Annotated in this window: 15 protein-coding genes; 8 read left to right on the forward strand and 7 right to left on the reverse strand. The window is 63.5% G+C overall.

What is annotated here, in order from left to right:
- The first annotated feature begins 36 nt into the window (after nt 1-36).
- From treS to AB7M33_RS24785, 3 genes are all read left to right on the forward strand, one after another.
- Nucleotides 37-2,103: a maltose alpha-D-glucosyltransferase gene (gene treS, locus AB7M33_RS24775; protein WP_265968907.1), complete on the forward strand. Its 2,067-nt coding sequence runs from the start codon at nt 37-39 to the stop codon at nt 2,101-2,103.
- Between the two features lie 83 nt (nt 2,104-2,186).
- Nucleotides 2,187-2,816, forward strand: a complete 630-nt coding sequence (locus AB7M33_RS24780; protein ID WP_186680111.1) for a riboflavin synthase subunit alpha — start codon at nt 2,187-2,189, stop codon at nt 2,814-2,816.
- A gap of 2 nt (nt 2,817-2,818) precedes the next feature.
- Nucleotides 2,819-3,520 carry a YoaK family protein gene (locus AB7M33_RS24785; RefSeq protein ID WP_454243885.1) on the forward strand — a complete coding sequence of 234 codons (702 nt, stop codon included), beginning with the start codon at nt 2,819-2,821 and terminating at the stop codon, nt 3,518-3,520.
- A 42-nt stretch (nt 3,521-3,562) separates the two neighbouring features.
- Here AB7M33_RS24785 and proP read toward each other — a convergent pair whose 3' ends face one another.
- From proP to glaH, 6 genes are all read right to left on the reverse strand, one after another.
- On the reverse strand, nt 3,563-5,065 hold the full coding sequence (proP, locus tag AB7M33_RS24790; protein ID WP_027593503.1) for a glycine betaine/L-proline transporter ProP: 1,503 nt from the start codon (nt 5,063-5,065) through the stop codon (nt 3,563-3,565).
- A 142-nt stretch (nt 5,066-5,207) separates the two neighbouring features.
- Nucleotides 5,208-6,182: a porphobilinogen synthase gene (gene hemB, locus AB7M33_RS24795; RefSeq protein ID WP_027593504.1), complete on the reverse strand. Its 975-nt coding sequence runs from the start codon at nt 6,180-6,182 to the stop codon at nt 5,208-5,210.
- A gap of 217 nt (nt 6,183-6,399) precedes the next feature.
- Nucleotides 6,400-7,293, reverse strand: coding sequence for a PA4780 family RIO1-like protein kinase (locus AB7M33_RS24800; protein ID WP_027593505.1), 894 nt, complete (start codon nt 7,291-7,293; stop codon nt 6,400-6,402).
- A 119-nt stretch (nt 7,294-7,412) separates the two neighbouring features.
- Nucleotides 7,413-8,804 carry a GABA permease gene (gene gabP, locus AB7M33_RS24805; RefSeq protein ID WP_027593506.1) on the reverse strand — a complete coding sequence of 464 codons (1,392 nt, stop codon included), beginning with the start codon at nt 8,802-8,804 and terminating at the stop codon, nt 7,413-7,415.
- Nucleotides 8,805-8,962: 158 nt separating this feature from the next.
- On the reverse strand, nt 8,963-10,213 hold the full coding sequence (gene lhgO, locus AB7M33_RS24810) for an L-2-hydroxyglutarate oxidase (protein ID WP_027593507.1): 1,251 nt from the start codon (nt 10,211-10,213) through the stop codon (nt 8,963-8,965).
- Nucleotides 10,214-10,235: 22 nt separating this feature from the next.
- On the reverse strand, nt 10,236-11,213 hold the full coding sequence (glaH, locus tag AB7M33_RS24815; RefSeq protein ID WP_454243886.1) for a glutarate dioxygenase GlaH: 978 nt from the start codon (nt 11,211-11,213) through the stop codon (nt 10,236-10,238).
- A gap of 196 nt (nt 11,214-11,409) precedes the next feature.
- Here glaH and csiR point away from each other — a divergent pair, with 196 nt between their 5' ends.
- Nucleotides 11,410-12,108, forward strand: coding sequence for a DNA-binding transcriptional regulator CsiR (csiR, locus tag AB7M33_RS24820; protein WP_027593509.1), 699 nt, complete (start codon nt 11,410-11,412; stop codon nt 12,106-12,108).
- Between the two features lie 4 nt (nt 12,109-12,112).
- On the opposite strand, the gene AB7M33_RS24825 is transcribed toward csiR, so the two are convergent.
- A complete protein-coding gene (locus AB7M33_RS24825; RefSeq protein ID WP_099430896.1) occupies nt 12,113-12,544 on the reverse strand; it encodes a multidrug/biocide efflux PACE transporter in 432 nt (143 codons plus the stop codon).
- Nucleotides 12,545-12,637: 93 nt separating this feature from the next.
- On the opposite strand from AB7M33_RS24825, the gene AB7M33_RS24830 reads away from it, so the two are divergent.
- The 4 genes from AB7M33_RS24830 to AB7M33_RS24845 all read left to right on the forward strand — a co-directional run bounded on the left by AB7M33_RS24830 (nt 12,638) and on the right by AB7M33_RS24845 (nt 18,755).
- A complete protein-coding gene (locus AB7M33_RS24830) occupies nt 12,638-13,492 on the forward strand; it encodes a LysR family transcriptional regulator (protein WP_454243887.1) in 855 nt (284 codons plus the stop codon).
- 313 nt (nt 13,493-13,805) lie between these two features.
- The gene (capB, locus tag AB7M33_RS24835) at nt 13,806-15,551 is read left to right on the forward strand and encodes a caprolactamase subunit beta (RefSeq protein ID WP_027593512.1); all 1,746 of its coding nucleotides are present in this window, start codon (nt 13,806-13,808) and stop codon (nt 15,549-15,551) included.
- Between the two features lie 13 nt (nt 15,552-15,564).
- On the forward strand, nt 15,565-17,649 hold the full coding sequence (gene capA / locus AB7M33_RS24840) for a caprolactamase subunit alpha (protein ID WP_454243888.1): 2,085 nt from the start codon (nt 15,565-15,567) through the stop codon (nt 17,647-17,649).
- A 149-nt stretch (nt 17,650-17,798) separates the two neighbouring features.
- The gene (locus AB7M33_RS24845) at nt 17,799-18,755 is read left to right on the forward strand and encodes an AraC-like ligand-binding domain-containing protein (protein ID WP_454243889.1); all 957 of its coding nucleotides are present in this window, start codon (nt 17,799-17,801) and stop codon (nt 18,753-18,755) included.
- Nucleotides 18,756-18,765 lie beyond the last annotated feature (10 nt).

The raw sequence follows: 18,765 nt of genomic DNA on the forward strand, positions 1-18,765 counted from the left end.
ACTGTGGCCGGTGCCGACACGCAGAGAGGACGCGAGATGACCCAACCCGACCCGTCATACATCAAGTGGCTCGAAGACCGTTCCATGCTCAAGGCCTCCCAGGAACGGGCCCGCCTGTATTCGGGGCAATCGCGCCTATGGCAGAACCCCTACGCCGAAGCCCAGCCCCGCCGCGCCACTGAAATCGCCTCGGTGTGGCTGACGGTCTACCCAGACGCCATCATTGCCCCGGAGGGCGGCTCGGTGCTGGCGGCCTTGGCCCACGAGGCGCTGTGGAAGCGTTTGTCGGAAATTGGCATACAAGGCGTGCACACTGGCCCGATCAAACAGTCCGGCGGCGTGCGTGGCCGCGAGTTTACCCCCAGCGTGGACGGTAACTTCGACCGCATCAGCTTTGACATCGACCCGCTCTACGGCAGCGAGCAGGACTTGATCCAGATGAGCCGCATGGCCGCTGCGCACAACGCTGTGACCATCGATGACCTGATCCCTTCGCACACCGGCAAAGGTGCCGACTTCCGCCTGGCTGAGCTGGCCCACGGGGCCTACCCTGGGCTCTACCACATGGTCGAAGTGCGCGAGGAAGACTGGCCGCTGCTACCCGAGGTGCCCGCAGGCCGTGATGCGGTCAACCTATTGCCGGCTGTGTGCGACGAGCTCAAGGCCCGCCACTACATCGTCGGCCAGTTGCAGCGGGTGATCTTCTTCGAGCCTGGGGTCAAGGAGACCGACTGGAGCGTCACCCCGCCCATCACCGGCGTCGATGGCAAGACCCGGCGCTGGGTGTACCTGCACTACTTCAAGGAAGGGCAGCCGTCGCTCAACTGGCTCGACCCAACCTTCGCCGCCCAGCAGATGATCATCGGGGATGCCCTGCATGCGCTGGACTGCCTGGGCGCGCGGGGCCTGCGCCTGGATGCCAATGGTTTTCTCGGGGTGGAAACGCGGCTCCAGGGCACCGCGTGGTCCGAAAGCCACCCGCTGTCGATCGTCGGCAACCAGTTGATTGGCGGCATGATTCGCAAGGCGGGCGGGTTCAGCTTTCAGGAGCTTAACCTGACAATCGACGACATAGCCCAGATGTCCACGGGCGGCGCCGATCTGTCCTATGACTTCATCACCCGCCCCGCCTACCAGCATGCACTGCTGACCGGCGACACCGAGTTCCTGCGCCTGATGCTCAAGGAAATGCACGCGTTTGGCATCGACCCGGCTTCCTTGATCCACGCCCTGCAAAACCATGACGAGCTGACCGTCGAACTGGTGCACTTCTGGACCCTGCATGCCCACGACATGTACCTGTTCAAGGGCCAGACCCTGCCTGGCAGTATCTTGCGCGAGCACATACGCGAAGAAATCTATGAGCGCCTGTCTGGCGAACATGCCCCCTACAACTTGCGCTTCGTCACCAATGGCATCAGTTGCACCACTGCCAGCCTGATCACCGCCGCGCTGGGTATCCGCGACCTTGAGCAGATCGACGCAGCGGATATCGAGCGCATCCAAAAAATCCACCTGCTGCTGGTGATGTACAACGCCATGCAGCCCGGCGTGGTCGCACTGTCCGGCTGGGACCTGGTCGGCGCCCTGCCCTTGCCTGCCGAGGCGGTGGCCGAACGGATGCTCGATGGCGACACCCGCTGGATCCACCGTGGCGGCTACGACCTGGCCGGGCTCGCCCCCGACGCTGAGGCGTCGGTGCGCGGCATGCCCCGGGCGCGGGCGCTCTACGGCAGCCTCGACAGCCAGCTCGAGAGCAGCGACTCATTCGCCAGCAAGGTGAAAAAACTGCTGGCCGTGCGCCAGGCCTATGGCATCGCCACCAGCCGCCAAGTGCTGGTGCCCGAGGTCAGCAGCCCTGGGTTGCTGGTGATGGTGCACGAGCTGCCAGCGGGGCGCGGCATCCAGATCAGCGCACTGAACTTTGGCCAGACGGTCATTGCCGAGGAGCTGCTTTTGACCGGCTTCACACCGGGAACGGTGGTGGACATGATCAACGAGACAGTCGAGGGGGATTTGACCGAAGATGGGCGCTTGATGGTCAACCTGGAGCCGTACGAGGCGCTGTGCCTGCGCATCGTGAGCAGCAGCGGGCATGTTTGAAGGGCGGCGGCCGCCTTGCTTTTACCGCTTCAGAGGCATAGTTTCCGGGGGACTTCATTTTCCCGTGCCCAGGAGCAATTTCCATGTACACCGGCATCGTCCAGGCCGTTCGCCCGCTGCTTGCTGTGACCCCTTACCCAGGCCACCGGCAGTTCACCGTCGACCTCACCCCTGAACTGCTCGACGACCTCAAGATCGGCGCCAGCGTCAGTGTCGAGGGCACGTGCCTGTCAGTCACCGAGATCGACGGCACCCAGGTGAAGTTCGACGCCATGAATGCCACCCTCGAACGCACCAACCTGCGCTGCCTGACGGCCGGCCAAAGCGTGAACATCGAGCGCTCAGCGAAGATGAACGCCGAGGTTGGCGGCCACCTGATGGCCGGGCACATCGCCACCACCGCCGAGATCGTCGAACAGGTGATCGAAGAGACCGGTGCGTTCATCCGTTTCCGCATGCCAGCGCAATGGGCCAAGTACGTATTCCCCCGCGGCTTCCTGGGGGTCAACGGTTGCAGCCTGACCGTCGCCGATGTCGATGACAATGTCATCACCATCAACCTGATCCCCGAGACCTTGCGCCAGACCACCTTCGCCCATTACAAGGCTGGCGAGCTGCTCAACATCGAAGTGGACCACCAGACCATGGTGCTGGTCGATGTGGTCGAGCGAACGCTCAAGGGCACGCTGGCCCGCGAAACACTGCTGCGCTGAGCATGCTGCCCAACGCACTGCCCGCCCGCAACGCACGACGGCTCAAGCTGCAGGCCCTGCGCGGTCGCGTGGGCCTGGGGCTGGTTGCCGCGCTGTCGGTGCTGGCTGGCATGACGGATGCTATCGGCCTGCTGGCGCTGGGTGATTTCGTGTCGTTCATGAGTGGCAACACCACCCGTCTGGCAGTGGCCATCAGCGAGGCGGACCTGGCCATGGTGCTGCGCCTGAGTGGCGCGGTGCTCGGCTTTGTCGCAGGCAATGCGCTGGGGGTGATACTGGCCCGGGCTTGCCGACGCCGCGCCTGGCCGGTGCTGCTGGTGGTCGCCGTTCTGCTTGGCATGGCGACGGCCTGGCCGCTGCCCGCGACCTTTCCGGCGCTGCTGGCAGCGACGCTGGCGATGGGCATGATCAATGCCGTGGTTGAACAAGTGAATGGCCTGCCGATCGGCCTGACCTATGTCACCGGCGCCCTGTCCCGCTTCGGCCGCGGCTTGGGGCGCTGGTTGCTGGGCGAGCGGCGCAACGGCTGGCGGGTACAGCTGGTGCCTTGGGCTGGCATGCTGCTGGGCGCCGCACTGGGCGCCTGGCTTGAGCACCAACTGGGCCTGCAGGCGCTGGCAGGCAGTTGCGCGCTGGCGTGCCTGCTGGCCTTGGTGACACGGTTCATTCCGCGCTCTTGGCAACGCGGCTACATGCCGCGTTGATCAAACGCTGCGGGTAGCGCCGAAAAACCCTCGGCCCGTCCCTTAATCGATGCGCGGGTGTTGCTGCACCAGCAATTTGCGCTTGGCCTCAAGCTCGGCGATCTGCGTGTCGATGTCCTCGATCTTCTGCTCGATATTGTCGTGGTGCTCCTGCAACAGCTCGCGCGCTTCATCGATGTCCGACGCGGCAGGCGCTGCGCCGCGCAGCGGCTTGTTGGCGGTCTCTTTCATGGTCAGGCCAGTGATCAGGCCGATGGCCGCGATCACCATCAGGTAGTACGCCGGCATGTACAGGTTGCCGGTGCTTTCCACCAGCCAGGCCGCCAAGGTCGGGGTAAGCCCCGCGATCAGCACCGAGATGTTGAAGGCACTGGCCAACGCGCTGTAGCGGATATGCGTGGGGAACATCGCCGGCAACGTCGACGCCATCACGCCGATGAAGAAGTTCAGCAGCACCGCAATGATCAACAGCCCGGCAAAGATCAGCCCGAGCGCGCCGCTGTTGATCAGCATGAAGGCCGGGATGGCCAGCGCGAACAGGCCGACACTGCCGACCATGATGAAAGGCCGGCGGCCGAACTTGTCGCTGAGCAGGCCGATGATCGGTTGCACGAACAGCATGCCGACCATGATCGCGATGATGATCAGCACCCCGTGGTCTTCGCTGTAATGCAGGTTATGCGACAGGTAGCTGGGCATGTAGGTGAGCAGCATGTAGTACGTGACGTTGGTGGCGATCACCACGCCAATGCAAGTCACCAGGCTGCGCCAGTGTTGGGTGGCGACTTCCTTGAACGACACCTTGGGGCCGGAGGCCAGGCCTTCGCGGTCGCCCTGCTCAAGCTTCTCGACGTGTTGCTGGAACGCCGGTGTTTCTTCCAGTGCGTGGCGCAGGTAGAGACCAATGATGCCCAGCGGCAGGGCCAGGAAGAACGGCAGGCGCCAGCCCCACTCAAGGAACTTCTCCTCGCCCAGCACGGTGGAAATCAACACCACCACGCCTGCGCCGAGCACAAAGCCTGCGATCGAGCCGAAATCCAGCCAGCTGCCGAGGAAGCCGCGTTTGCGGTCGGGTGCGTACTCGGCGACGAAAATCGACGCCCCGGTGTATTCACCGCCCACCGAAAAGCCCTGGGCCATCTTGGCCAGCAACAGCAGGATGGGCGCCCAGATGCCGATAGTGGCGTAAGACGGTATCAGGCCGATGGCAAAGGTGCTCAACGACATGATCACGATGGTCGCGGCGAGAATCTTCTGCCGGCCGAACTTGTCGCCCAGGGCACCGAAGAACAACCCACCCAGCGGGCGAATCAGAAACGGTACCGAGAACGTCGCCAGGGCGGCGATCATTTGCACACTGGGGTCGGCGTTGGGGAAGAACACCTTGCCGAGCGCGTAGGCGACGAAGCCATAAACGCCGAAGTCGAACCACTCCATGGCGTTGCCCAGTGCGGCAGCGGTGATCGCTTTGCGCATCTTGGCGTCGTCGACGATGGTGATATCTTTCAAGCCAATTGGCTTGACGCTTTTCTTGCGAGATTTCATGCCCATTTCCTTGTCACTGAATGCTCTATGGCATCAGAGACAAAGGGACACAAAATAATTCAGCGCTTAGTAAATTTTTTGTGGCTAGAGGCCATCTGCGGGTATTGGCGGCCCTTGGAGGGCCGCGAATACCTTTTACTGATCAGATGCCTTCGCGGGCCAGGTCCATGGCGAAGTAAGTCAGGATCAGGTCGGCACCGGCGCGCTTGATGGCACCGATGCTCTCACGTACCACGCGCCCTTCGTCGATGGCACCGGCGAGGCCGCCGAACTTGATCATCGCGTACTCGCCACTGACCTGATACGCCGCCAGCGGCAGGCGCGAGGCCGCGCGGATGTCGGCGATCACGTCCAGGTAGGCACCGGCCGGCTTGACCATCAGCACATCGGCCCCTTCCTGCTCGTCGAGCAACGATTCGCGCACGGCTTCGCGGCGGTTCATCGGGTTCATCTGGTAGCTCTTGCGGTCGCCTTTGAGCGCAGTGCCGCCCGCTTCGCGGAAGGGGCCATAGAGCGACGAGGCGAACTTGGTCGAGTAGGCCATGATGGCGGTGTCATGGAAGCCTGCGGCGTCCAGAGCGCCGCGAATCGCCTGGACCTGGCCGTCCATCGCCGCCGATGGCGCGATGAAGTCAGCACCGGCTGCGGCCGCGACCACGGCCTGCTTGCCCAGGTTGGCCAGGGTGGCGTCGTTGTCCACACCGTGGTCGTGCACCACGCCGCAATGGCCATGGCTGGTGTATTCGCAGAAGCAGGTGTCGGACATGACGATCATTTCCGGCACGGTGTCCTTGCAGATCCGCGCCATGCGCGCCACCAGGCCGTTTTCGTTCCAGGTGTCACTGCCAACCTCGTCCAGATGGTGCGAGACACCAAAGGTCATCACCGACTTGATGCCGGCGCGGGCGTAGCGCTCGATTTCCTGCGCCAGCAGCTTTTCAGGGATGCGGTTGACGCCGGGCATGCTGGTGATCGGCACGAAATCGTCAATGCCTTCTTCGACGAAGATCGGCAGGATCAGGTCTTCAAGGCGAAACTCGGTTTCCTGGAAGATCGAGCGCAGGGATTCGTTCTGGCGCAGACGGCGCGGACGAACGGAGGGGAAACGGTTGGACATGACAGCTCCAGGGAATATGGACGGCGTACACCATATGCCTGTTGAGCTTCAGTGAAAAGGCTGAATGACGAGATTGTGTCTTGCGGTGGGGGTAATAGCGGGAGTTTGCAGCGCGTGTGCCGGCCCCTTCGCGGGTAAACCCGCTCCCACAGGGGTGGGGGCGCCAATCAGGTACAGCGCTTTGGGTAAAAGCGGCGCTGTACCTGTGGGTGACTGTTTACTGCAACCAGGGCGGTGGCGGTTCTTCGCCCTTGACCGGGCCGCGCTCGGCATCGGCCAGCGCCGCCCGGCGGCGGGCGTCGTCGAGCCGTGCGGCGTCGATTTCACGCAACACGCCATCCACATCGGCAGCCTCGTCATCCTCCTCATACTCGCCGGTCAGCGGGCTGTCCGGTTTCAACTCGCCGGCCTCGTACAACGCCCACATTTCCTGCGCGTAACGGGTGCTCTTGAGCTCGGGGGCGAAGCGGCCGAAGTACAGCGCCATGTTGCCCACATCACGTTGCAGCATGCTGAACGCATGGTTGTTACCGGCCGCATCCACCGCCTGCGGCAAGTCGATGATCACCGGGCCTTCCGGGCCAAGCAACACGTTGAACTCGGACAAGTCACCATGCACCAGCCCCGCGCACAGCATCAACACGATCTGGCGGACGACGAACGCATGGAACTCGCGAGCCTCGTCGGCTTCCAGGTGCACGTCGTTAAGGCGTGGCGCGGCATCGCCATCGGCGTCCGTCACCAGTTCCATCAACAGTACGCCATCCTGGAAATCATAAGGCTTGGGCACCCGGACACCGGCACTGGCCAGGCGGAACAGGGCCGCCACTTCGGCGTTCTGCCAGGCATCCTCGGCCTCTTTGCGGCCGTACTTGGAGCCTTTGGCCATGGCCCGGGCCTGGCGGCTGTTGCGGACCTTGCGGCCTTCCTGGTACTCGGCGGCCTGGCGGAAGCTACGTTTGTTGGCTTCTTTGTAGACCTTGGCGCAGCGCACTTGGGTACCGCAACGCACCACGTAGACGGCTGCTTCCTTGCCGCTCATCAAAGGTCGCAGTACTTCGTCGACCAGGCCGTCTTCGATCAGGGGTTCGATTCTTTTTGGAGTCTTCATCAGGCTTGAGTTCTGGGGTCCTGTGGCCGAGCCGTGGAGGTGGCGGTCATCCTCTCACAGCCTGATGGATCTTGCTCGTCTGTGATGCAACGTTCGTCTGTTCAGGGTGTTTCGGGCGCCTAGGCGCCCTGCCCCACAGCACTGCCTTGCGCCACCCGCGCCCGTCGGCGGGTGATCAACAACCCCGAGCACACCACGAACACCGCCAGCACCATTGTCGAAACCACTTCAAGGCGATGATCCGGGCGGAACAGCATCAGCACCAGCACGCTGCTGATGAACAGGATCACGCCCCAGGTCAGCCACGGGAACAGCCACATGCGGTAGCTCAGCGTCTTGCCCTGGGCGGTCAGGCGCTTGCGCAGGCGCAGCTGGGAAATGGCGATAACCAGATAAACCAGCAAGGCAATGGCGCCGGAGCTGGCCATTAGGAAGCCGAACACCTTGGCCGGCACCAGGTAGTTGGCGATCACCGCCAGGAACGCCGCCCCGGTGGACAACAGCACCGCGACAATCGGCGTACCGCTGCGGCTGGTCACCTGGGCACAGGCCGGCGCGTCACCCCGGCGGCTCAACGAATAGACCATGCGTGAGGCGGTGTACAACGACGAGTTCAGGCAGCTGGTCACCGAAGTCAGCACGACGAAGTCGATGATGGCCTTGGCATGCGGCACGCCGAGCGTATCCAGCACCGTGACATACGAGCCTTCAGTGGCCAGCCGTGGGTCGGTCCAGGGCACCAGCGCGATGACGATGAAGATCGACAGGATGTAGAACAGCGTGATCCGCCAGATCACCGAGTTGGTGGCCTTGGAGATGTGCTTGCCCGCCTCGTCGGACTCTGCAGCGGCAATGGTCACCACCTCGGCCCCAAGGAACGAGAACATGGTGATCAGCATGGCGCTGAGCACCGCGCCAAAGCCGTTGGGCATGAACCCACCGGTATCCCACAGGCGCGAAACACCGCTGACACCGGAGCTGGGCAGCAGGCCGAAAATGGCACAGGCACCCAGAATGATGAAGGCGACGATGGCAATGACCTTCACCAGCGCCAGCCAGAACTCGAATTCACCGTAGTTTTTCACGCTGAACAGGTTGGTGGCGGTCAGCAGCAGCGTGATCACCAACGACAATACCCAGATCTCCATCTGCGGCACGTAAGTGTTGATGATGGTGGCGGCAATGTTGGCTTCGATGGGGATGATCAGCACCCAGAACCACCAGTACAGCCAACCGATGGTGTAGCCGGCCCACTTGCCGATGGCAAGGTCGGCATAGGTGGAGAACGAGCCGGTGTCGGGCGAAGCGACTGCCATTTCCGCCAGCATGCGCATCACCAGCACCACCAACCCGCCGGCCAGGATATAGGCCAGGATGGTTGCAGGCCCGGCTTCGGCGATGGCCCGCCCAGAGCCAACGAACAGGCCGGCGCCGATCACCCCGGCAATGGACAGCATGGTGACATGCCGCGATTTCAATCCATGACTCAAATTGTTCTTGTCTGTTTGCATGGTCTTACCTTCTTATTCTTGTCATGCCCGCGCTAAGCCGTCAGCACGCATGGCTAGCGAACGCGGGCGCGAAAAAGCCCGCCCTGCCCTAAATGGTGAGTAGGGCAAGGACGGGTTGAGTAAAACGAAACGCAGATCCGCCGGGGTTAGCTGCCGCCTCAGCTGGCAGCGCGCTGCTTGCCCGCCAAGTCAGGCTTGAGCGAGCCGCCCCCTTGGCGGCTGACTTGTTCGCAGACCTTCTCGACGATGTAGGCGCCGATCGGAATCGCAGAGGTGGCGGCAGGCGACGGCGCATTGCACACGTTCACGCTGCGCGCGGAGTTGACGAAGAGGAAGTCGTCGATGAGCTTGCCATCGCGTGACACCGCCTGTGCCCGCACACCCGCCGGGTATGGCGTGAGGTCGTCCTTGGTGATGCTCGGGCAGTACTTCTGCACCTGCTTGAGGTAGCCGCCCTTGAACAGCGAGTTCTTCATCTCGATCAGGCCCGGCCGCAGGTTCTTGGCCAGCACCTTGAGGATGCCGGGTGTGGTCAGGGTCTGGAACATGTCGCCAAGGCTGACGTCGGACTTGCGATAGCCTTCGCGCTTCATCGCCAGTACCGCGTTTGGCCCGACGGTCACGGTACCGTCGATCATCCGCGTCAGGTGCACGCCCAGAAACGGCATGGACGGGTCCGGAATCGGGTAGATCAGGTGGTTGACGATCTGGTTGTGCTGCTTGGGCAGCAAGTAGTACTCGCCGCGGAACGGGCAAATCACGAAATTGGTCTGAATGCCCAGCATGCTCACCACGCGGTCGGCCATCAGCCCCGAGCAGGTGACCAGGAAGCGGCTGTGGAACTCGTCGCTGCGGGTACGCACGATCACTTCACTGGCGCGCTCTTCCAGGCCAATCACCTCGGCGCTGTAGCGGATCTCGCCACCGGCACGCTGGAACTGACGGCCCATGGCCGCCGTGACCTCGGCGTAATTGACGATGCCGCTGGAGGGGACAAAGATCCCGCCCAGGCCGACGATGTTGGGCTCGCGCTCATGCAGCTCGGCAGCAGACAGCCATTCACGCTCCAGGCCATTGGCCGCGGTGCGCTCCCACAACGCCTTCATGCGTTGCATTTCCAGGTCGTTGGTGGCCACCAGCAGCTTGCCACACTCATCGAAGGCGATGCCGTGCTCGGTGCAAAAGGCCTTGGTCGCCTTGTTGCCTTCCAGGCAGAAGCGCGCCTTGAGGCTGCCAGGGGTGTAGTACACCCCGGCATGGATCACGCCGCTGTTGTGCCCTGTCTGGTGGCGGGCCGGGCCGGACTCTTTCTCCAACAGGAGAATCTTGGCGTCCGGGTACACCTTGATCAGGTGCATGGCAGTGGACATGCCCACAATGCCACCGCCGATGATGATGAAGTCGTACACAGTGTTACCTCCCGCGCCGTGTTTACTGGCCGCGCTGGTACAGCGGCTTGGGGAAGGCGACATAGCCGCGTTGGCGCATCAGCTCGCGGCGCAAGCCATCGTGCGGGGTGAAGCGGTCGCGGCCGTGGAGCCAGAACAGATTATTGATCAAGACGAAGCTGCCTACCGCCACCGGAACGGAAAGTTTCTTGTCGCTGCCCTCCAGCGATTCGGACAAGGCGTTCAGCCAGATACCTTCCTCGAAGTTTTCCGGCTGCACGAACTGGTCGATGTAGCGCATGGTCGGCCGGCCTTCGGTATCGGTATCGAACACCGAATGGAACACGTCCTCGGCCACTTTCTTGCTCGGTGGCGCGGTCCAGCGCATCTCGCGGCGCGCCATCGGGTGGCGGAAGAACGCGTCGCAGTCTGCCCAGTCGTCCAGGTGCAGCAGCAGCGAATTACCGCCTTCCATGTTCTTTTCGTCGATCTTCAGCATCAGCACATAGTCGGTGATCTGGTTCACGAAGGTGCCGTCGTTGTGCAGCTCCATGACGCGGTGTGGCTGGCGCAGGTAGCTGTCGGAGTTGTCGCTGTTCACCACCACGAAGCGGGCGTAGTACTGGCCGCTCATGGCGTCGTAGTTGGAGCGACCGATCAGGTGGGCGCAGGCGGTGGTGAACTTGACCATGTCCTCGGCCTGGCTCACGTCATCCAGCCCGACCGGGGTGATCAGCATGCCGCCGCTGGCGCGGTCGAGGATGGTGTTGAGCAATACCGGGCGCAGCGTGCCTTCGCACAGTTCATCCAGGATCTCGCCCACCCGGAAACGCAGGAACGACTTGTACTCCAACGCCTGTACCGGCCATTCGGCCACGGCCTTGACGAACGCCTCCACGGTCTCGCGGGCAAAGGTCAGTTCAAGCAGACGCGGCGACTGCTTCGAAGGGGCGATGGTGTAACCCCGCGGTTCGAGTGGCAACGGCATGACAAGTTCGTCGATCTGCGTAAAAGCGTTCATGGCTAGGTCCTGGCAGAAAAAGTGGGTGGCGCCGCCCAGTGTGTGATCTGGATCAGTGCAGGCGAAGCAAAAATATCGCCACTCAACAAAAATGTCTACATTTTTATAAAACGAAGATAAAGAGCGAGTATGTCCATTGTTTTTCGTCCGCCAGTGGTTTCGGTATGATCGGCAAAACGTTTTGAGGAACAGGACCTTGGAAGCGCTCGCGCCCCGACAAAATTCAGCATTCAGCGGGTATGAGAGGCTCAAGAAGGACATCATCCGTGGCGTGTTCAAGCCGGGGGAAAAGCTCTTGATGAGCACCCTCAAAGACCGCTACGAACTGGGTGTAGGGCCCCTGCGCGAGGCGCTCTCGCAGTTGGTGGCCGAGCACCTGGTGAATGCCATCAGCCAAAAGGGCTACCGTGTCGCCCCCATGTCACTGGCGGAGATGAACGACATCTACGATGCCCGCGCCAACCTGGAAGCCATGATCATCAGCCTGGCCATCGAACGCGGCGACGACGCCTGGGAGGCCTCGGTGCTGGCCTGTTCGCATACCTTGGCCAAAGTGGTGGAAGTGAAAACCCGCGAGCAGCGCCTGGACGTCTGGGACGAGCGGCACAAGGCGTTTCACACCGCCATCGCCTCCGGGTGCGGCTCCAAGCACTTGCTGCAGGCACGCACCTACCTGTTCGACCAGGCCGAGCGTTATCGGCATCTGTGGCTGACGCAGACGGTGTTTTCCGAGCAGGCCCTTGAACTCAAGCGCCAGGAGCACGCAGCGTTGGTGGAGGCGATTCTGGCCCGCGACGCCAAGCGCGCCAGCGCCATGATGCACTCGCACCTGATGACCCCCGTGCCGATCATCGCGCAGATCATGCATGCCGAGGGCATCGGGCGCGGGGAGTAGGCCGTTAGGCGGCAGCCTGGCGCTGGACCACATAGTGCCGGGCTTTGTCGAACGCCCAGTTGTACACCACGGTGTAGGGCAGGATGATCACGAAGAAGCCCAGCTCGACCATGAACGCCTGAAGCAGCGAAATATCCAGCATCCAGGCCGCCACGGGCAGGCACCACACCACCAGGCCTGCCTCGAAGCCCAGGCCATGGGCGACACGCGTCCAAGGCTTCCAGGCAACCCGTTCGGTTTGCACGACGCGGTCGATCAGTGCGTTATAGGCCACGTTCCAGGCCATGGCGATGACCGACAGGGTCACCGCCAGCCCCCCGGCCGTTGCCAACGACTTGCCCAGCACCCAGGACAACAGCGGTGCGCACAACAGCACAGCGAACACTTCATAACCTACGGCATGGACCATGCGTTCGGTGAAAGAGACCTTTTTCATCTTGAATTCCATCATTTGCTTGAGACGTGCTTCCTATTTTCTTTGATGGAACAGATACTCGCGACATAGCTCCTATCGGTTTTATCAATACCTATGCGCTACTCGCCTGAAGCCTTGCTTGCCTTTGTCGAAGCCGCCTCGCTGGGCTCGTTCTCTGCGGCGGCCCGCAAACTGAAGAAAAGCCAGTCCACCGTCAGCATTGCGATAGCCAATTTCGAGGCGGATATCGGCTGCCCCCTGTTCGACCGCGGCGGGCGCCACCCTACGCTCAATGCTGCCGGGCGCCAGGTATTGCCCCATGTCGAAGCGATCCTCGACGCCAGTGCCGGGCTCGACGCCCTGTCACTGAGGCTGGCTGAGCACGTTGAAGCGTTGGTCTCGGTGGTGATGTCGGACAGCTACAGCGTCACCTTCCAAAGCGCGGTCATGACCGGCTTCGCACACAGCTACCCGCATACCGAGCTGCGCTGTGGGCCCTCGGAAGACGCTGACGTGATCGAGTTGGTGCAGCAGGACATGGCCCAGATCGGCATTCTTGCCGCGCAGCGCCAGTACCCCGCCGATGTCGCCGTGGCGCGCCTGCCTGAGCAGGCGGAGTTTTGTGTGTACGTGAGCGCCGAGCACCCGCTGGCGGCGCTGCGCACAGTGCAGCGCCAACACCTGGAGACCGTACGCCAGCTGTACATCAAGACCTACGCCCCCAGCCTGCACCACGACCGCGGCCAGGCCTGGTCGGCGCCGGACTACCTGACCTTGCTGGAGTTCGCCGCCCGTGGCTTTGGCTGGGCAGAACTGCCCAAGGCCCTGGTCACGCGCTTTGGCAGCGGCCTGGTGGAATTGCAGGTGGCCGGTTATCCGCGCCGCGTCGACATGGACATCGCCTGGTCCCGCCGCCGCGCCCTCGGCCCAGCCGGGCAATGGCTGGTGCAGCGGTTGCTGGGCGTGTAGGAAATCGACCAGACAATAGTGAACATTGTGGGAGCGGGCTTGTCCCGCGAATGGGGCTACGCGGAGCATGGCACCGGCTTCGCCGGTGTTCGCGGGGCAAGCCCGCTCCCACTTAATGCGTCAATTTTTAGAAATGGCGCAAGACAGTTGCTCCCACAGGATGATGGGCTAAAGCCGCCCAAACAGTGCACCCAAGCGCAACAAGCAGTACACCCACCGACAAGTCAGCCACCCCGCTCGCCCCGTAGCCTGTCACCACGCGCCGATCACTGCGGCACGCACCCAAAAGCACAAGAACAAACGTTGGTGACCTATGAAAACAGTAGATCCGATCACCCTTGCGGTGGTCCGGGGTGCGCTGGAAACAGCGCAGCGCGAAATGACCTTGACGTTGGAAAAGACCGGCCGCTCCAGTGTGTTCAACCTGGCCCATGATTACTCGAACTCGTTGTTCGACCACCTCCCCGAAATGATCCTGCAAGGCCAGGACATCCCCATCCACCTGGGTTCACTGATCCCCGCCATGAAGTGCGTGGCCGAGTTTTTCGGTGACGATATCGCCGAAGGTGACGTGATCTACCACAACGACCCGGCGTACAAGGGCAGCCATATCCTCGACTGCTGCATGTACAAGCCCGTGTACTACCAGGGCGAGCTGGTGTTCTGGACTGTATGCAAAGGCCACCTCACCGACATCGGCGGCCCGGTACCGGCCGGCTACAACCCGGACGCCAAGGAAATCTACGCCGAAGGCCTGCGCATCCCGCCCGTGAAGCTGTGGGAAAAGGGCAAGCGCCGCGAAGACGTGATCAACTTCATGCTCACCAACATGCGCGCCCGCCCCTATCAGGAGGGCGACCTCAACGCCCAGTACGGCGCCTGCAAAGTCGGTGAGCGGCACCTGCTCGACCTGCTCGACAAGTACGGCGTGGAGCAGGTGCGTGCCTGCATCGCCGAGCTGAAGAACATGGCCGACCGCCACATGCGCGCCTTGCTGCGTGACGTGCCGGACGGCCACTACCGCGGCACCGCCGTGCTCGAAGACGCCGGCCACGGCCTGGGTGAACTGGCCATCACCGCGCATGTCGAGATACGCGGCGAGCAAGCCCATGTGCGTATCGAAAGCCCGCCGCAGGTGCCCTACTTCATCAATTCCTACGAGGGCAACTCGGTGTCGGGTGTGTACCTTGGCCTGATGATGTTCGCCCAGGTCGCACCGCCCTACAACGAAGGCCTGTATCGCTGCGTCACGGTCGATGTCGGCGCCAAGGGCACGCTGTGCAACGCCCAGGAACCAGCCCCCCACGTCAACTGCACCACGACTCCGATGGAAACCTTGGCCGATGCCGTGCGCACGGCACTGGAGCAAGCTTCGCCGCAGCGGGTCACGGCCTCCTGGGGGCATACCAGCGGCATCAACATCGCCGGCCACGACCCACGTAACGGCAACAGCGAGTACGTGACCATGGTCCTGGCCTCGATCATTGCCGGCGCGGGGGCCAACAAAGTCATGGATGGCTGGCATGCCTGTGGGCCGCTGTGCTGCTTCGGCGCCTTGATGAGCGGTGACATCGAACTGCTGGAGCACGCCTACCCGATACTCATCCACCGCTACAGCCTGATGGCCGACAGTGGCGGCGCCGGTGAATTTCGCGGCGGCTCCGGCACCCGCCTGGAGATCGAGCCCCTGCAACACGCGATGACCGTGGTCGGCTTCGGCGAGGGCCGCCAACTGCCCACCGCCGGCGCCGCCGGGGCCCGCAATGCCCTGCTGGAGCCCAAGCTCGGCCGCCTGATCCACCGTCACGCCGATGGCTCGGAAGACCACTACACCCAGAACCCCATGCTCACCCTCCAGCCCGGCGAGCGGATCATCAACATCAACCCGGGGGGCGGCGGTTATGGCGACCCCCTGCGCCGCCCGGTAGCCGCCGTGCTGCAAGACCTGCGCAACGGCCTGGTCTCGCCCCACGGCGCCGCCCTGGAATACGGCGTGGTCGTCGACGCTGACGGCCACCTCGACGAAACCGCCACCCGTCTTGCCCGCGACCTGCACTGACCGGAGACCCATCATGCGCAATCAATATCGCCTGGGCATCGACGCCGGCGGCACCTTCACCGATTTCATCCTGGCTGACCGCGATGGCGGCGTGCAGCTGTTCAAAGCCCCTTCCACGCCGCAGGACGGCACCTTGGCCATCCGCGCGGGCCTGGCGCAAATCGCCGACGCCACCGGCCGCACGCCGGCCGAGATCATCGCCAACTGCGACCTGTGCATCAACGGCACCACCGTCGCCCTCAACGCCCTGATCGAGCGCACCGGGGTCAAGGTCGGCCTGCTGTGCACCGAGGGCCACGAAGACAGCCTGGAAATCCGCCTGGGCCACAAGGAAGAGGGCCACCGCTATGACGCCCACTACCCGCCGGCGCACATGCTCGCCCCGCGTCACCTGCGGCGCCCGATCGGTGGCCGGATCCTCGGCGATGGCCGCGAGCACAGCCCGCTGGACGAGCGCGCGGTGCATGAGGCTATCGACTACTTCCGCGCCGAAGGCGTGGAAGCGGTGGCCATTTCCTTCCTCTGGTCGGTGCGCAACCCCAGCCATGAGCAGCGTGCCGCCGAGCTGGTCAGGGCAGCGCTGCCCGGGGTGTTCGTTTGCACAGGCGTTGAAGTGTTCCCGCAAATCCGCGAATACACCCGCACCTCCACCACCGTGGTCAACGCCTACCTGAGCCCAGTGATGGCGCGCTACGTGGCGCGTATCGACAGCCTGTTCGAGGAGTTGGGCGCCCAGCAACTGGTGCGCTACTTCCAGTCCAACGGTGGCCTGGCGCCCGGCCACCTGATGCGTGAGCGCGCGGTCAATGCCATCAACTCCGGCCCGGCTTCGGCGCCCCAGGCGGGGCTCTCGGTCGCCCGCCCGTTTGGCATCGACAACGTCATCACCGTGGACATGGGGGGCACCTCGTTCGACATCACCCTGACCAATGCCGGGCGCACCAACTTCAGCAAGGATGTGGACTTCCTGCGCCAGCGCATCGGCGTGCCGATGATCCAGGTGGAGACACTGGGTGCCGGCGGTGGCTCCATCGCGCACCTCGACGAGTTCGGCATGCTGCAGGTCGGCCCCCGCAGTGCGGGCGCCAAGCCTGGCCCGGTGTGCTACGGCAAAGGCGGCAGTGAACCCACCGTGACCGACGCCAACCTGGCCCTGGGCTACCTGCCAGACCGTGCGTTGCTGGGCGGCAGTATTACGCTCAATCGCCAGGCTGCGCTGGAGGCCATCCGCAGCAAGATCGCCGAACCGCTGGGCATCAGTGTTGAGCGCGCCGCGTTTGGCATTACCACCCTGGTCAACCTGAACATGGTCAACGGCATCCGCCGTGTCTCCATCGAACGCGGCCACGACCCGCGCGACTTCGCCCTGATTGGCGCGGGTGGCGCAGCGGGTATGCACGTGGTGCGCCTGGCCGAAGAAATTGGCATGCACACCGTGTTGATCCCCAAGGTGGCCTCTGGCTTGTGCGCCTTCGGCCAGATCCTTTCGGATGTGCGCTACGATCAGCTCACCAGCCTGTCGATGCGCCTGGACGCCGAACACGCCGACCTCGCGCAGCTCAACCAGGCCCTGGCCGAACTGCGCCAGCAAGGCTTGGCGAACCTGCGTGAAGACGGCTTCGGCGACCAGGCCAGCAGCTGCCACTACACCCTGGAAATGCGCTACAGCGGGCAGATCCATGAGTGCAGCGTGGAGCTGGAGCGCCACAGCCTGGACAGCGACGGGCTGGCAGCGTTGATCGAGTCCTTCCACGCTCGCCACCAGACGCTGTACTCGTACAGTGAGCCCGGCAGCCCGGTAGAACTGGTCAACCTGGAGTGCTCGGTGATCGGTCACCTGCCGCGCCCACCGCAGCCAGAACTGCAGGGGCCGGCCAAGCCACCTGCTGCAGTCCCAGCGGGCGAGCGCCCGATGCTGTTCAGTGCCGACGGCGAGTGGCAGCACACCCCGGTGTTCAACGGTAACCACCTGCTGCCCGGGCAGACGGTGCAAGGCCCCTGTGTGATCGAGGAGGACACCACCAACATCGTCGTGCCGCCAGGCTGGCAGGCCTGCCTGGAACCTTCGGCCACGTACCGGGTGACACGCGGGGCTTGATCAAAGGGTCGGCACGCGCCGATCATGGGCGTGACACCCGCCCGGCAGCGTTGCGCTGCCGGGCGTTTTTGCACAATAACAAGAGCTGCTTGAGTAGCTTGCCTGCAGTTCCTTTTTTCAATGCTGCCCTCTTTGAAAAAGGACAACCCATGCCCACAGAACTGTCGACCCACGGCTGGCCGCAACCCGAACGCCAGGCACGCTGGGCCGAAGCCATCAACGACACCTACTTCCCCTTGAGCCTGGAATTTGCCGCCGAGCAACCCTTCAATGGCCACCTGCAGCGCTGGAGCACCCCCAGCACGCCGCTGAGCCTGTCACGCCTGCGCTCCAGCCAGCTTGGCTATTCCCGCAGCAAGGCGCACATCGGCCAGGACACTGACGCGTTCTACCTGGTCACCGTGCCCAGCCGCAGCGAGGTGCACTTCGAGCAGGATGGCCACCCAGTGAGCTGCCGCCCGGGCGGTTTCATCGTCGAGCGCGGCGACGCGCCTTACCGTTTCCATTACCGGGCCGAGAACGACCTGTGGGTGCTGAAACTGCCTGAACGCGCGCTCAAGGCCAACTTGCTCGGGCACAAGCGTTACACCCGCCACTGCTTCGACGCCAGCCAAGGCCTTGGGCGCATCTTTGTCGAGCAACTGGACCTCTGCGCGCGCCACTTCGACGCCAGCCCCGCAGCCGCCCGCCACCTGTTGCTGGAGCAGGCCAGTGCGACCCTGCTGCTGGCCTTGCAGCAGGACGAACGGGTGCTGGGCAGTGAAGGCTCCAACCTCAGCACGTTGCACCTGACCCGTGTCGAGCACTATGTGCTGCAAAACCTCGGCGACCCCGACCTGTCACCGCAAGCCGTCGCCACGGCCTGCGGCCTGTCATTGCGCTACCTGCACAAGCTGTTCTCGATCACGCCCTATACCCTGGGCGAATGGGTGCGCCAACAGCGCCTGGAGGCAGTGCATCGCCAGCTGTGCGACCCGCACTGCCATCTGTCTATCGGCCAACTGGCGTTTCGCTGGGGTTTTGCCGACCAGGCGCAGTTCACCCGGGCCTTTCGCCAGCGCTTCGGGTGTACCGCCAGCGAGGTGCGCGCGGCGCGCGCACACTGAAGGCGGCGGC

The organism is Pseudomonas sp. Y3 TE3536 (assembly GCF_053629175.1).